This window comes from Microbacterium sp. C23T (genome assembly GCF_053345975.1).
In genome coordinates, this window is the sequence record NZ_JBKFBD010000026.1 from 32,246 (window position 1) to 47,396 (window position 15,151).

The window sequence follows — 15,151 nt, forward strand, 5'->3', positions numbered from 1 at the left end:
GTTCAGGCTGCGGCCGGCAGGGCGACGACGAACCGCGCACCGCCGAGCGGCGAGTCCTCGACGCGCACGCTGCCGCCCTCGGCCTCCGCGATCGCACGGACGATCGCGAGTCCCAGACCGCTGCCCCCGGTGTCGCGTGCGCGCGCCTCGTCGAGCCGCACGAAGCGCTCGAAGATGCGCTCGCGCTCCTCCAGCGGAACCCCGCCCCCGTCGTCGTCGACCGTCAGCAGCACCTGCCCGTCATGCTCGACGACCGCGATCGCGACCGCTGTCCGTGCGTGGCGGGCCGCGTTGTCGGCGAGATTGCGCATGAGCCGGCCCAGAAGGCGGGCGTCGCCGCGCGCTCGTGCCGCGTGCACACCGGCCGCATCCACGGTCGTGCCGCCGCCACGCAGCCGCTTCACCTCGGTGAGCGCGAGATCGTCCATATCGACGTCGTCCTGCTGGCGCACGACCCGCTCGTCGAGGCGCGTCAGCAGCAGCAATGCGTCGACGAGCTCCTGCATCCTGAGACCCTCGTCATGGACCACTTCGGCGAGGTCGTCGACGGACGTCGCCTCGGGGTGCAGCTGTGCCAGTTCGGCGTGCTGGCGAATCGTCGCCAGCGGCGAGCGCAGCTCGTGCGAGGCGTCGGACACGAACCGGCGCTGCGCGGTGGCCGCAGCATCCAATCGGTCCAGCAGGCGATTCATCGTTCCCGCGAGCGCGGCGATCTCGTCGCCGGACGCCGGCACGGCGACACGGCGGTCGAGGCGGTCGGCGGTGATGTCGTCGACCTCCGCGCGGATGCGCGACACGGGACGCAGGGCGCGCCCGACGACCCACCAGGTGATCCCCGCGACGAGTGCGACGACGCCGGCGACGGCGACCGCCAGCAGCACTGCCACGGTCGCAAGGGTCTGCGCGTCGTCCTCGACCGGCATGGCGAGGAGCAGCGTGCCGTCATCGAGGTCTTCCGCCACGACGAGCATCGGCTCGTCGTCGTAGGTGACGAAGGAAAGCTCATCGGAGACGGGCAGTTCGCCGCTGTCGGCCTCTTCGGACGACGCGATGACACGACCATCCTCGTCGAGGACCTGCGCGATGTCGTCGTCGAGGTCCGCCACCGCCGAAGGTCCCTCGGTGTCGATCCGGGCGGCCAGCTGCTCGGCGCGCGTCTGCGCGGCGCGGACGGTGGCATCGTGGATGCTGACCGACAGGACGCCGTAGAACGCCAGCGCCCCGACGATCAGCGCGGCGGCGACGACCAGCGTCGCCGCGCCGGTGATGCGCGTCCTCAGCGAGCGGCGGCGGGCGTCAGCCACCGTCTGCCGCCAGACGGTAGCCCGCTCCGCGGACGGTCTCGATCGCTTCTCGACCGAAGGGCCGATCCACCTTGCGCCGCAGGTGCCCGACGTACACCTCGACGATGTTCGCGTCGCCATCGAAGTCGTCGTTCCACACGCCGGCGATGAGGTCGCGCTTGGCGAGCACCTGCCCGCGATGGCGGATGAGGTGCTCGAGCACGGAGAACTCCCGCGACGTCAGGACGATCTCGGCATCGCCGCGCCATACCCGTCGCGCACCCGGGTCGAGCCGCAGGTCCCCCGCTTCGAGCACCGTCGGCCGCTCGATCCCGCCGCGGCGGATCAGCGCACGCAGCCGGGCGACGAGCACGGCGAACGAGAAGGGCTTCGTGACGTAGTCGTCGGCGCCCGTCTCGAGCGCCTCGACCTGGTCCCACTCGCCGTCCTTCGCCGTGAGCATGAGGACGGGTGTCCAGTTCTCCTCCGCGCGCAGTGCCTCGCAGACCTTCCAGCCGCTCATCCCCGGCATCATGAGGTCGAGCACGATGGCGTCGTACGCCGTCTCACGAGCCCGCCACAGTCCGTCCACGCCGTTGTGTGCGACGTCGACCCCGAAGCCCTCGGCCTCCAGCCCGCGACGGATGCCGTCGGCCAGGCGCACCTCGTCATCCACCACCAGAATCCGCATCCGCTCCAGTCTGGCCCGCCGCACCTGAATCCGCCCTGAAGCGCATGATCAGTCCGTCGTCGCAAGCCCTCGACGGCTGCGTCGCCGACCCTCTTGCGGGTGCCGCCCGCCGGGAGTATCTGTGAGGTGGTCGCGCGAGCGACCGCGCGACCGGGGGAATCGCGGATACAGGCGGGGAGCGTGTGCGATGGCCGATGAGCAGTTCCTCACGATCGCGTCGATTCCCGGGGAGGTCGTCGACGACCGGCACCCGGGCGCCATCGAGGTTCTCAGCTGGAGCTGGGCGGTGTCGAACGCCGCTCCGGCCGGCGCGGGCGGCGGAGGCCGGGTCGGCAAGCCGACGCTCTCCGATATCGCGGTCTCGCTGCGAATGGATGCTGCGACCCCGCGCCTCTTCGATGCCTGTGCGCGCAGCATCCGTCTGCCCGAAGCGCTGCTGTCGGCACGACGTGTGGGCATGATCGGCGACTACTTCACGGTGCGCCTGGAGGAGGCCGTCGTGACCTCGGCGACCACCGCGTTCGCGGGCGAGGAACCCGCCGTGCAGATCACCCTGGGGTTCGCCACCGTGACCATGACCTACCAGACCACGCTGCCGGACGGCTCGCTCGGCGATCCGGTCGCGGTCACGATCGGGCGCGCGCAGAGGTGATCGCCCCGGTGTGACGGTGCGTGGAATGCAATCCACCGATCCGAAAGGGAGTCACCCATGAGTTGGAACGAGATCAGCAGCACGGTTCGCATGCTCTCGCTGCTGGGGCGCATCAGGCCGGAGATGTTCGACGTCTTCCCGCCGCACAGCCACCGGGCTCACCTCGCGAGCAGGTTCGACGCGGTGGCGCTCAACCCGCAGCCCCTGCCGCCCCGATGGATGCTGGCGGCCTCGGAGCTCTCGGGCTACATCGCCGAAGCGGTGCTCGAGGCGGACCTCCGAGGTGAGGACCCGCCCGGGTGGGTGACCGAGGTGGTGGACGACTGGTGCGGCACCGGCTGGCCGCGGCGGCTGCCGATTCCGCTGCCGGGTCCGCGCGGCGAAGGCCCGCAACCCGAGCCGTGGGATGTCGCGGCGGCGCAGATCACGGGCGCCGTGGCGTTCGCGTCGCTCGCGTCGCGGCTGGCCGGCGGCCACGCCCAGGCGTCGTTCGCCAAGATGGCCGAGAGCCTCGCGGAGGCGTCGAGCAGGGAGATGTAGGCGTCACGCCAGCGGGTGGGAGCCCCGCGCGAGACGCGGCCCCCACCCGTCGATGGCTCACTGCGCGGGGCTCACGCTCCCGAAGAGGTGCAGTTCGGCGACGCCGAGGATCTGGCCGTTGACGATGCGAACGTAGCGGTACCCGGTGTTGCCCTGCACCGCCCACCGCTGCCATTCGAGCGTCTTCGCGGGCGCCGCCGGCGTGAGGCGGGTCCACGACTGGAGGTCGTTCGAGCCTTCCAATCGCATGTCCGCGATGCGGGACGTGCCATACCCGTCCTGCCGCACGAGGATCTCGGCGCCCGTGAGCGCGACGCGCTTGTCGGCTCCCAGATCCCACACGTTGCCGTACGTGCCGGAGTTCAGACGAGTGTCGGAGTGCGTCGCCGCGTCGCCGTCGAACATCTTCGCGGTGTACTGGGTCCACGCGGAGTCGACCACGCCGTCCGGGCGAAGCACCCGCGCGGCGCGGAACGCGTCGTCCACGAGCCCGGCGTCGCTCGACAGGAAGAGCTTTGACCCGTCCGACGTCGCCGCGATCGCATCCGCCGACCCGCCGTCGGGGGTGGTGAAGCGGATGTCGAACGTGACCGATCCGCCGACCGGTGCGCTCGAGGGGATCACCGCCGTCGCCACCCATTCGCCCGCCTCAGGCGGCGTCACCTCGGCCGGTTCGCCCAGCACGGTGACCGCCACGTCGGTGTTGCCCGCCGGCCCCGTCATCCGCACCTCGACGCGATCGCCGGGCACGACTCGGCCGGCGATGCCGTCCGGGGACCCGAGCGAGACGGTGTCCATGGCACCGGTCGCCTCGCTGCGAACACCGTCGATCCGGATGTCGGCGACGCTCCAGATACCCGGGTACGCGGGGTCGGACGGCACGCCCGGCTCGTCGACCTGGAACTTGAGGAACCGGAACCGCTGGTCGCGCATGTCCGCGCGCACGGGGATCCATTCGATCGCGGCATCCTCTCCGGCATTGGGACGCTCGGTGAGCAGCGCCCAGGTCGCGCCGTCGTCGGAGCCGTACACGTTCGTGCCCTCTGCCCGGTTGGGGAACGTGTCGCGCGCCTGGAATCCGAACGCCGACGACGTGACGCGGAAGCCCGGACCGAAGTCGAAGACGATCCCCGCCACGCGCTGGTCGCCCCAGGACGTCTGGTTGTCGCCGTCGACGAGCGCACGCAGCTGCGCCGATGTGAGCCCTGGTGCGGCGACGATGGCCGAGAAGTCGAGCGTGCCGTCCGCGAGACGCGGGCTGAGCACCTCGAGCCCGTCGACCGCGTCCCCCAGCTGCTGAAGCAGGGCGGCGAAGGTCGGCGAGTCCGCGGTCTTGCGCACCTTCTTCGCCTTCGCGTGCAGCTCTTCCACGCGCTGCCAGGATGCGGCGGTGTAGAGCTCGCGTGTTCCCTCGATGCGGTCGAGCAGCTTGCCGATCGCCGAGGAGCGATTCGGGGCGACGGTCACCGCCACCGGAAGGGCCGTGACCGCCGCGTCGTCGGACGCGACGAGCACCAGCTGCGCGTTCCCCGAGCGCGCAGGCGTCCAGCTGGCCGTGTTCCCCGAGATCGACGCACCCGCCGGGGCGTTCTGCAGCTCGATGCGGGTCGCGCCTCCGGACGCGTCGGTCGTGACGAAGGAGCGCGTCCATGGCTCGCCTGCCACCGCCATGGCGTCGACCGCCGGAGCGTCCTCGAACACCGGCGGGGTCAGCACGCCGTTCGCCTGCGCGAGCACACCCGCGACATCGACCGAAGCGTCGCCGCCGGTCGCTGTGACGAAGACGATGTTGTCGCCGACGGCGCCAGGCGTCTTGTCGAGGTGCAGATCGACCCACACGTAGCGCCACTGCCCGCCGGTATCGGGGACGACCACCTCGGCGAACGGCCCCTCGGCGCCCGTGCGTGCGAGTTCGAGGCGTGCCACGCTATCGCTGCGCACCCGAATCCCGACGAGAGCGGTCTTGCTGCGATCCGACCACACCGCGCGCCGAACGGCCACCTGGGCGTCGGCTGCGGCGGCGTCGAGCCGCACGAAGGCGGTGCCGTCGGCATCCGCGTAGGCGTGCGCACCCGCTCCCAGCGGCTTGCCGAAGGTGCCCACCGACAGCTCCGCGCTCGGTGCGAGCGGCGCGGCCGCGCCCTCCACCTCGGCGAGCTGCGGAGGGAACGCCACCCAGTACTCGGCGCCGGTATAGTCCGAGCCACGGTCGTTCCAGAAGTTCTGGACACCCGAGCCGTAGTAGTACAGCGGTCCGTCCCGGTGCTCGTAGAGTTCGGCGACGTGAGGCGCCTCGGCCTCGACATCGACGCCGGCGACGTAGCGATACTGCAGGTACGCCTCACTGAGCGGGTCCTGCAGTCGGCCGCGATACGCCTGCGAGATCGCGCCGCCTTGGTTCGCCGGGATGTACGGCACCTCTTCGCCCATCATGAAGGCGTCGAACGTGTCGGCACCCGCGAGGATCCGGTTGTCGAGGAACCGGTACGGCGAGACCGCATCCGACGCGTCCGAGACGGTGCCTGCCACGGGGTCGAGCGTCGTGCCCTGGTTGTCGACGAGGCGCGCGAGGGCGACGAGCAGGTCCACGTCGCCCTGACCGTGGGCCTGGTCGCGCAGCATCTCCATGTGCTGGACGAAGGACCGCCCCGTGGTGTTGCCGGCTGCGTCTGCGGGGATCTCCCGGAAGATCGAGGCGAGCGCCCCGTTGACGTTGCCGCCGTACAGGTCGTGCTCGCTCTCGTAGCCGGCGTTGACCGTGAACCACTCGACGCGCTCGGCGTACAGATCGGCGTCATCGAGGAAGATCGCCGCAGCGACCATGCCGATCACGCCGTACAGGTGCTGGTTCCACAGCCGGTTCGGCGAGTAGAGGAACGTGTCGAGCACCGGGTGGACGAGGTTGTCTTCGATGCGCTGCTGGTCCTGGGTGGTCCAGCGCAGGTCGTACCCGTCGCGCGAATCGTTGACCGGCGCGGTGCCACGCAGCACCTCCGCCGCGATCAGCATGTAGTAGAGCGGCACACCGGTGTGGATGTGGGCGTCGGCGAAATACGCGTACTTGGCCGGGTCGAGGCTGCTCCAGGTGCGCAGCACGTGAAGCGCGTTGGCCCGGTACTGCTCGTCGCCGGTCACCACGTACTCGAGCGCCTGGGCCATAGCCCCCAGGCTGTCGCGCAGCGCGCTGGAGCGCATGCCCGCGCTCGCGTACGCGTCGTTCTTCGGGGTGTCGGTGCCGGGCTGCGCGTTCTCCGCCCGGAACTCGCGCGCCGCGTACTTGGTCTGCGTCATCGCCTCGTAGTAGCTCGCCCACGGGTCGGCCCCGGCGAGCACCTGCGTGCGCATGTTCTCGAGGTGGTCCGCCGTGAAGCCGAGGCCCGGGTGTGAGAACCCTGCGTCGCTGACGGTGCGTACGATCTCGGGTGGTGGTGGCGCCTCCTGGGCGACTGCCGGCTGAGCGGCCACGAGGGAACCGCCGAGCACGAGCAGCCCTGCGGTGAAGGCCCCGACCACCTGGTGGAAACGACGTCGTCTTGCGATCTTCATCGATCTCTCTTCTGTGTCTGCGCCGTCTTCGAGAACGGCACGGGATGGGTGGATAGCGTTTGCCACTTAACGAATGTCACACTGACGGGGATCGCGTCAACTCCTGATCAGGATCGGTTCACGGCGTGAAGCGCAGGCGCGCTGACGCGATGTCAGCGGTCCAGCCGCGCCCGTCGAGGTCGTCGGCCCGCATGCCGACGAAGAGTCCTGTGAACCGCAGGCGCGGGCCATGGTCGTCCGATAGCGTCCACGCCGGATAAGCGCCGGGAACGGCCGACCACTCCTGTCCGACACCGGCCCAGGCGAATCGGATTTCCGGCCCGTCCAGCACGGTCCGCAGCCGCAGCGGGCCGTCCGGCACCGCGACCGCAGCCGATCGCGTCGTCGTCGAGCCGTCGCGCCGCACGACGCGCAAGTGGCGGCCGTTCTCACGGTCATGCGTGATCTGCAGCCAGATCCAGCCCGACCTGTCGTACCAGGCGATCGGCCCGGCGGCCTCCCGCGGCGAGCGGGGCTCGGCGTCGAACACCACCTCGAACTCGGCGCGGTGCTCCTCGACGCGGGTGAGGATCATGGATTGATCGAACACGGATGCGGTGGAGTGGCCGCCATGCAACCTCAACCAGCCGGGGCGCACCGCGAGCTCCGCCACGGCGGGCGGCAGCGGGGCGCGCACCGTGGACCAGCGTCGCGAGTCGAGCGCCGACCCGTCGAACTCGTCGATCCACTCGCGGGCGCAGGGAGAGCTATCCAATCCGTCCCCCGGCGGGAAGCCGAGCACCACCTCCACCACCGGGTGATGCCCGCCGTCGGAGAGTCGCAGCCAGCCCTCGGCGTCGAACTCGACGCGTTGCATGCACGTCTCGCGCCCGAGCGTGCTGTACCGCTCGCCGAGGTGGAGCGTGGGGCGGCTTGCCAGATGCACGAGCAGCCAGTCGCCCTCCGGAGCCTGCACGAGTTCACCGTGGCCGGCCTTCTGTAGCGGATGCCCCGGCGCATCTCGCGCCGTCAGCACGGCCTCGCGTGGATCGCGCTCATACGGCCCGAGCAGGTCGCGCGAGCGTGCGAGCGTGATGCCGTGGTTCCAGCCAGTGCCGCCCGCTGCGATGAGGAGGTAATACCAGTCGCCGACGCGGTAGAGGTTGGGTCCCTCGACGAGCCCGTCTTCGCGGTGGATCACGGCAGCGTCGCCGGTCGTGCGGCGCTCGTCGGGCAGGTACTGCTCGACGACGAGCCCCGAGAACGACGGGTGCTCAGGGCGCTGGTCCCATTGCACCCCGACGATCCAATGAGTGCCGTCGGGGTCGTGGAAGAACGAGAAGTCGAAGCCTCGTGAGCCGAGATGGACCGGCTCACTCCACGGACCCGCTACGGCATCGGCGGTCACGAGGTAGTTGTCGATGTCTTTGTCGTCGCCGTCCATCGTCCGGACGATCGAGTAGGCGAGCCAGAACTGCCCGTCGGCGTACGACAGGCTCGGTGCCCAGACTCCCCCGGAGTCCGGGATACCCCGCAGGTCGAACCCCTCGTCGAGCGCGTGGCCGATGGTTGACCAAGTGGCGAGGTCGGTCGAGTGATGCAGGCGGACGGCTGGGTGGAACTCGAACGTGCTCGTCGCGATGTAGTAGTCGTCGCCCACGCGCAGGATCGACGGGTCGGGGTTGAAGCCCCGCAGGACAGGGTTGTGGATCACGGCCATGACCGGGTGCTCCTCGGCGAAACGACTCAGGACGGGGGTGCGGGCGGCGACGGCGCGACCGGCGGTGCGGGGTGGGCGAACGGCTCCCCCGCGACGAACCGCTCGACCTCGGCGGTGGCCGCCTCGCCGAGACGTCGCAGCTCGACGCCCATCGAGCCGGCCAGATGCGGCGTGAGGAACACGTTGGGGAGCGAGTACAGCGGGTGCCCAGACTCGAGCACATCAGGCTCGGTCACGTCGAGCACCGCGCGCAGCCGGCCCGCCTGCAGCTCGACGACGAGCGCGTCCTGGTCGACGAGCGCGCCCCGCGCGGTGTTGATCACCGTGGCGCCGTCACGCAGGGCCGCCAGCACATCGCGCGAGATCATCCCGATGGTCGCAGGAATCTCAGGGGCGTGGATCGAGAGGAGGTCGCTGCGCCGCGCGAGCTCGGCGAGATCGCCGACGATCTCGACGCCGAGCGCCGCTGCCGTCGCCGGCGTGGCGTACGGGTCGTACAGCAGCACCGTCACATCGCTCGCGGCGAGTTTCTCGATGACGAGCGTTCCGATCGCCGAAGCGCCGACGATCCCGACCGTAGTGCGATACAGGCCCGCCCGCGGCGCGGCGACCTCACGGGCGATGAACCGCTGCTCGGCGGCGTAGCGGCGCGAGAGCCAGAACGTGTCCTTGGCGGCGAGCGTGATCATCGCCTGCGTGAACTCCGCCACGGGGATCGCGTTGGCAGCACGGGCGGTGGAGACACGGATACCGCGCGCCGACGCGGCCTCGTCCAGGAACCCGATCCCGCCGCCCCAGTGCACGATGGCGCGCAGTGCCGGGAGCGTGTCGAGCTGCTCCGCGCCCAGCCGCACGACGCCCCAGCCGGTGAGGAGCAGCTCGATGCGGTCAGGGTCGTGAAGGTCGTCGAGGGAAGTGACGGCATCCGTCATCTCGATGGCGAGGATGTCGGCCAGGCGCCGCGTCTCGTGCTCGCCGAAGACGAACGGCACCATTGCGGGGTCCATCAACAGCGCGGCCCTCATGCTCCGAGCTCCTCGATGCTCCAGGCGTCGCGCCACTCGAGGCGCACATGTCCGTCGTCGATGCGGAGTGGGAGCCAGACAGCGGCAGACTCGGCGAGGTCGTCGGGCGTCCAGCGATCGCCGATGTAGACGAACCCCTTGCCGACGGGCGCGACGACGCTCACCTGGGACTCGAAGGTGTTCGTCCCACGAGGCGCGATCGGGCGCCAGTTGTCCCACGGTCCCGACAGGCTCGCTGCGCTCGTGTACACGTTGTCGTTCATGCTCCACCCGGTGAGGTCGGAACCGAAGAGCCAGTAGCGGCCGTCGTGGCGCACGAGCGTCGGCGACTCGTAGCCGATCGCGGGATTCGCCTGCTGTCGCAGGGTCGCCACGATGCTGTCGACGCCGAGCATGTCGTCGCGCAGGCGGTAGATGTGAAGGCCGTGATCGCGGTCTTCCGACAGCAGGTAGCCGACGCCGTCTTCGTGGAACACGCCGATGTCGCGGCTCAGGTTGCCGAGGGGCCGCTCGCTGCGGACGTACTCGTACGGCCCCTCCGGTCGGTCGGCGATCGCATACCCCACTCGGGCGTAGGCGTAGTCGCCCGTGTCGACGTGCAGGAACATCACCCACCGCCCGTCGGGCCGCTGCAGCACCTTCGGGCGCTCGACGATGCGGTCCGCGCCGATGTCGCCGGTGCCCACGGCGAGTGCGTCGCCCTCGAATACCCACGTGGTGAGGTCGGCTGAGGAGTAGCACGCGACCGCCATGAACCGGTCGCCGGCCGTCTTGTCCTCACCCCACGCGAACCAGCGGTCGCCGATGCGCTGCAGCCCGATACCGTGCAGTTGCGCGGTGCGTCCACGCTCGTCGGTGAACGTCCGGCCCGGCCGGATCACCGCGCGGTCAGCCACGGCGCACCCGCAGAACGCGGGCGCCGAGCCCCGCCGTCGTCGCCACCGAAAGGCCTCCGTCGACGGACTGCAGCCGCCATTCCCGACCGTTCCCCGAGTCGGCGGCGGGGAAGAGCACCTCGACCGCGCCCTCCACGCCGGGCAGCTCGAAGGCGGCCGGCGCAGAATCCCGATCCCAGACGAACAGCAGGTCACCGTCCGTCGTATGCAGCCCGAGGCATACGGTCGCCGCGTCCCACTCGGGCAGACCCAGTGGCCAGAACGGCTCTGCGTCGGCCAGCTGCTCGCGGAGTCCTTTGTGCAGCGCCACCGCCTCGGTGATGCGCGCCCTCTGCGCGGGCCGCAGATCGTCGAGGAATCCCGACAGATACAGCCGCCCGCTCAGTCCGCTGACGAGCGTGAACACCGTCTCCTCGTCGCTCATGCCACGTGCAGGGTACGCCCAGTTGCCGCACTGCTCGGGAAGGATCGACACCGGCGCGGACGCCGCCACCGGCGGGTAGAGGCGGAAGTCCTGCTGATCGCTCGTCGACTGCAGGTGGGTCACCGCGAGCAGCGCGTAGTCGGCGCGCATCGCCCCCGAGCTGCAGTTCTCGAGGCGCAGCGAGGGGTGCCGTTGCTGCACCCGCTCGAGCCAGTCGCGGAACGCACGGGTATGCGCGAGCAGGCCGTCGCCCGCGGTCGTGGCGTGGTGGTCGGTCCCGGCGCCGGGATTGATGTTGTAGTCCAGCTTGAGGTAGCTGATGCCGTACTCGGTGACGAGGTGATCGACGGTCGCGTCGAGATGGCCACGAGCGGACGGATGCCGGAAGTCGAGGTGGAAGCGGCGATCCTCCTGGACCCGCCGACCGAACCGCTGGAAGAACGCCTCGTCGGGCAGCTGCGCCGCGGCCGGGCTGTCGACACCGACCACCTCCGGCTCGAGCCAGAGTCCTGCCTCCATACCGAGCGCGTGGATCTCGTCGATCACGCGCCGCAGGCCCCCGTCGGCGAACCGGGTCGACGCCTCGCGCCACTCGCCGACCGTCGACCACCAGTCGCCGATGGCGGGGTCGGCGAACCAGCCGGCGTCGATGCAGAAGACCTCGACGCCCGCGTCAGCCGCGCGCCGGATGAGCGGCAGGAGCTGCTCGGTCGTCGGCTGCCCCATGAGAGTGTTCATGAAGTCGTTGTAGACGATCGGGAGGGCCTGGTCCCGCGCCGGGCCGCGCAGCCATCGCCGGTAGCGGGTCAACTCCCCGATCGCGCCGTCGCGCGCGGCGGTCGATGCGGCGATCGCGACGGGCACGACGGTGAATGTCTCGCCCGGCAGGAGCTCGTGTGCGAACTGGTGCTCCAGGTCCGTCGGGCCGAGCAGCGACAGCACTCCCCCGTCGCGCGTCTGGCTGAGATCTGCGTGCCATCCGGCGCTCGTCTCGATCTGCCACGCCAGCGCCTCACCGTCTCCGCGAGTGAGGTATCCGCACGGCACATGCTCGCCGCTGGACCAGGCACCGTGGCTGGTGATCGCCGCATGGCCGCGCGCATCCTGTCCGTGGAACGGCAGCGCGATGTCGGGAAGCAGCGTCCGCAGCGACGTCTCGCTCCAGCGATTCTCGGCAAGCCATTCGCTCGCCGCCGCGCCCCATATGACGTCGTCGAGGTCATCCTGCGAGCGGCCGAAGCCGATCGTCGCCGACGACACCGCGGTCAGCACGACCGTGTCGCGCCCGCCGTTGCGCACCTCGTGCTCGACGCGGACGGCGCTCGCGCCCATCGGGGCGGTGACCGTCGTGCGAATCTCGATCCCGCTGACCGCATCCGTCTGCACGACGACGGCGCGCGACGCCCCCGCGACGGTCGTGACGTCCGAGCCCTGCACACGCAGACGGTCACCCAGCGCCGATCGCCAGTACGCCTGGCTCGTCCGGGCGCGCTGCTCGACGGCGGTGAACACCTGGACGAGCCCAACCCCCGGACGGCCCGCATGCGTCGACGACGGGACGCTGAGCGAAGCCGGTGCGTCGGCCGACCAGCGCAGCTCGAACGCGCCGACCCGGGAGCGGAAGCCGGCGGGCGCGGATTCCCGTTCCGCGGTGAGGGTCGAGGCGATAGTGGAGGAAGCGGCGTCAGTCACAGAGTGTTTCTCGTCTCGTCGATCAGGGGAAGACGCAGGGCGTCGTTGCAGATGTGGATGCTGACGCCCAGGAGCGCAGGAAGGAAAAGCGCGAGCGGCGGCCCGACCATCGGCAGCGCGAGCGCCGCGACGCCGAGGCCGGTCAGCAGCAGCCCGCTGAGGACGATGTGCGGCCGCCGGGCGATGACCTTCGCCGCCGCGGTCGCCAGCGCGACAGCGCCGTATTCGTCTTTCGCCGCGGCAGCGAGCACCGCCACCGCGATGAAGAAGGCGAGGGATGCCGCGCCGGCGGCTGCGACGAACAGCAGCATCGCATCGGACCCGCCGAACAGCGCGAAGTCGTATGCGAGCAGAAGCACCACCGCGCTCGCTGCAATCGCGGCCCACGCCAAGGAGCGGCATCCGCTCGCGAACGATCTCCAGAACACACCGCCGGCCCGCGCCTCGCCACGCTCGGCGAGCAAGCGTCGCGTGCTCCGCAGCAGGGCGTACATCGCGGGCACGAGAGGCAGGAGGGAGGCAGCTCCCAGCCAGATCGCCAGATGCGTCGACTGCCAGCCGACCAGCGCCGTGAACGCGAGCGCTGGGCTGAGGCACCCGAGGAACGACACCGAGACCACGAAGTACTGGAAGATCGCGAGGACAGTCCCGGCGAGGGGGCCGTCGAGCGCGAGGATCGCGCGCATCCGCGGGCCGACGCCGGCTGTGCGGGACGACGTGTTCGACACGGTCATCCCTTCACCGCCCCCACCGACATGCCCTTGACGAAGTAGCGCTGGAACGCCGCGAAGATCGCGACCGAGGGGATGATGGCGAGGATCGCGCCGGTGTAGATCAGCTGCCACTGCGACGTGAGCAGGCCCACCATCCGGTTGATGGCGACGTTGATCGTGCCCGCCGACGACGAGTCGAGGAACACCAGCGGGATGAAGAAGTCGTTCCACAGACCGAGTGCCTGAATGATCACGAACGCCGAGGTCACCGGGAGCAGCATCGGGAACACGATCGACCAGAACGTCCGGAGGCGCCCGGCGCCGTCGACGTGCGCCGCCTCCTCCACCTCGATCGGGATGCCCTTGATGAAGCTGCAGTACAGCAGGATGCCGAAGCTCGCAGCCCCGCCGAGGTGGACCAGGATGACGCTCGTGAGCGTGCTGTACAGCCCGACCTCGTCGAAGCCCTTCACGAGCGGGATCATGCGTACCTGGAAAGGGATCATCAGACCGGCGATGAACAGGATGTAGAGGAATCGCGAGGTGCGTCCGCCGATCCGTTCGATCCCGTAGGCGGCCATGGGCACGATCGCCACCAGAAGCACGACGGTGGTGACGGTGATGGTGAGCGTGTTGAGCAGCGCCTCGCCGTAGTCCGTCTGCTGGAACAGCTGGACGTAGTTGTCGAGGGTGAACTGGGTGGGCAGACCCATCGGGTCCACCGTGATCTCGGCGTACGACCGGAAGGAGTTCAGGACCGCGTAGATCACGGGGCTCGCCACGATCAGCACCAGCACCGCGAGCACGGCCATGACGACGACCTGGCCCGCAGTGAGCTTCTTGGGCTTGGGCCGCGCCCGGCGCGACGTGCGCTCCGGGGCGACGAGCAGTTCGGTCTCGGTGCTCATGCCTGGATCTCCCTCTTGCGCATGTACGCGTTCGCCGCGACGGTGCTGACGATCACCACGAGGAACAGCACGATGGCGGCCGCACTGCCAAAGCCGGCGCGGTACTCGCCGAATCCGACCTTGTAGATGAAGAACGCCATGGTCTCGCTGACGAACCCGGGTCCGCCGGCGGTGAGGACCATGACCTGATCGAAGATGGTCCAGCCCGCGATCATCGCGAGCGTCATGTTGACCGTGACGGCTCCTGCGAGCATCGGCCACGTGACGTGCCGGAACACCTGGCGGCTGTTGGCCCCGTCGATGCGTGCTGCTTCGGTGAGCTCCTGCGGCACGGACTGCAGATTCGCGAGGTAGATGAGCGTCGTGTTGCCGCCGAGCGTGAAGCACGTGATGAAGAGGATGACGCCCACCACGATCGAGCTGTCGCCCAGCCAGTCGCGGGCCCACTCAGGGAAGCCGGCGTCGCGCAGGAACGTGTTCACCGCGCCAAAGTTGAAGTTGAGGAGGTACTTCCACACGGTCGCGAGGATGAAGCCGCTCACCAGCGCCGGCAGATAGACGGCGGTGCGGAAGAAGCCCTGCCAGCGACCGACTTTGTCGAGCATGAGCGCGACGCCGAGCGAGATCGCGTTGATGATGACAGCCGAGCCGAGGCCCAGGATCAGCGTGTTCTTGACCGCGTTCCAGAACCGTCCGCTCGTCAGGATCTCTTCGTAGTTGCGGGTGCCGATGTAGTCGTAGTCGGGGCTGATGCCGTCCCAGTTCGTGAAGCTCAGCTGGAGGGACTGGATCGACGGCACGATCACCATCAACAGGTAGACGATCAGTGCCGGAGCGACGAAGCCCAGCATGACCCACCGCGCCGAGCGGAACCGCCGCGTGCGGCGCTGCTCGCGTTCGGGCCCGACCGGCACGAACGACACGTCGTCGGGGGCACCATCCGGCGCGCCGTCGAGCGGACCTCCGCCGCTGAGGCGCACGGCGGCGCCCACGACCTGGGTCTGCCCCTGCGATGCACTTTGATCTGTCATGGAGACCTCCTCGGCTCCTTGTCGCGGTGCCCGGGCGGAACCCGGGCGGAA

12 protein-coding genes are annotated in these 15,151 nt (G+C 69.9%); 2 read left to right on the forward strand and 10 right to left on the reverse strand.

The features are described from left to right. Positions 1-2 precede the first annotated feature (2 nt). Together ACLBXX_RS14915 and ACLBXX_RS14920 are read right to left on the reverse strand one after the other, a co-directional pair. Complete coding sequence (locus ACLBXX_RS14915) at positions 3-1,304, reverse strand: sensor histidine kinase (RefSeq protein WP_447658658.1); 1,302 nt, start codon at positions 1,302-1,304, stop codon at positions 3-5. After that, entirely contained in the window at positions 1,297-1,974 is a 678-nt protein-coding gene (locus ACLBXX_RS14920; protein WP_447658659.1) for a response regulator transcription factor, read from the reverse strand. The genes ACLBXX_RS14915 and ACLBXX_RS14920 overlap by 8 nt, the downstream gene beginning before the upstream one ends. A gap of 187 nt (positions 1,975-2,161) precedes the next feature. Between ACLBXX_RS14920 and ACLBXX_RS14925 the strand changes: the two genes are divergently transcribed. Both ACLBXX_RS14925 and ACLBXX_RS14930 read left to right on the forward strand, forming a co-directional pair. Then, complete coding sequence (locus ACLBXX_RS14925) at positions 2,162-2,626, forward strand: Hcp family type VI secretion system effector (RefSeq protein WP_447658660.1); 465 nt, start codon at positions 2,162-2,164, stop codon at positions 2,624-2,626. Positions 2,627-2,683: 57 nt separating this feature from the next. Continuing rightward, on the forward strand, positions 2,684-3,166 hold the full coding sequence (locus ACLBXX_RS14930; RefSeq protein WP_447658661.1) for a hypothetical protein: 483 nt from the start codon (positions 2,684-2,686) through the stop codon (positions 3,164-3,166). Between the two features lie 57 nt (positions 3,167-3,223). Here the strand turns inward: ACLBXX_RS14930 and ACLBXX_RS14935 are convergent, their stop codons facing one another. The 8 genes from ACLBXX_RS14935 to ACLBXX_RS14970 all read right to left on the reverse strand — a co-directional run bounded on the left by ACLBXX_RS14935 (position 3,224) and on the right by ACLBXX_RS14970 (position 15,100). Next, positions 3,224-6,712, reverse strand: a complete 3,489-nt coding sequence (locus tag ACLBXX_RS14935) for a hypothetical protein (protein ID WP_447658662.1) — start codon at positions 6,710-6,712, stop codon at positions 3,224-3,226. A 118-nt stretch (positions 6,713-6,830) separates the two neighbouring features. Beyond that, positions 6,831-8,411, reverse strand: a complete 1,581-nt coding sequence (locus tag ACLBXX_RS14940) for a family 43 glycosylhydrolase (RefSeq protein WP_447658663.1) — start codon at positions 8,409-8,411, stop codon at positions 6,831-6,833. 26 nt (positions 8,412-8,437) lie between these two features. After that, complete coding sequence (locus ACLBXX_RS14945; protein ID WP_447658664.1) at positions 8,438-9,436, reverse strand: hydroxyacid dehydrogenase; 999 nt, start codon at positions 9,434-9,436, stop codon at positions 8,438-8,440. Beyond that, positions 9,433-10,332: a family 43 glycosylhydrolase gene (locus tag ACLBXX_RS14950; RefSeq protein WP_447658665.1), complete on the reverse strand. Its 900-nt coding sequence runs from the start codon at positions 10,330-10,332 to the stop codon at positions 9,433-9,435. Before ACLBXX_RS14950 ends, ACLBXX_RS14945 begins: the two co-directional genes overlap by 4 nt. Then, positions 10,325-12,448 carry a glycoside hydrolase family 36 protein gene (locus ACLBXX_RS14955; RefSeq protein ID WP_447658666.1) on the reverse strand — a complete coding sequence of 708 codons (2,124 nt, stop codon included), beginning with the start codon at positions 12,446-12,448 and terminating at the stop codon, positions 10,325-10,327. Before ACLBXX_RS14955 ends, ACLBXX_RS14950 begins: the two co-directional genes overlap by 8 nt. Beyond that, on the reverse strand, positions 12,445-13,182 hold the full coding sequence (locus tag ACLBXX_RS14960; RefSeq protein WP_447658667.1) for a hypothetical protein: 738 nt from the start codon (positions 13,180-13,182) through the stop codon (positions 12,445-12,447). The genes ACLBXX_RS14955 and ACLBXX_RS14960 overlap by 4 nt, the downstream gene beginning before the upstream one ends. Then, a complete protein-coding gene (locus ACLBXX_RS14965) occupies positions 13,179-14,069 on the reverse strand; it encodes a carbohydrate ABC transporter permease (RefSeq protein WP_447658668.1) in 891 nt (296 codons plus the stop codon). The genes ACLBXX_RS14960 and ACLBXX_RS14965 overlap by 4 nt, the downstream gene beginning before the upstream one ends. Next, complete coding sequence (locus ACLBXX_RS14970) at positions 14,066-15,100, reverse strand: carbohydrate ABC transporter permease (protein WP_447658669.1); 1,035 nt, start codon at positions 15,098-15,100, stop codon at positions 14,066-14,068. The genes ACLBXX_RS14965 and ACLBXX_RS14970 overlap by 4 nt, the downstream gene beginning before the upstream one ends. Positions 15,101-15,151: the final 51 nt, after the last annotated feature.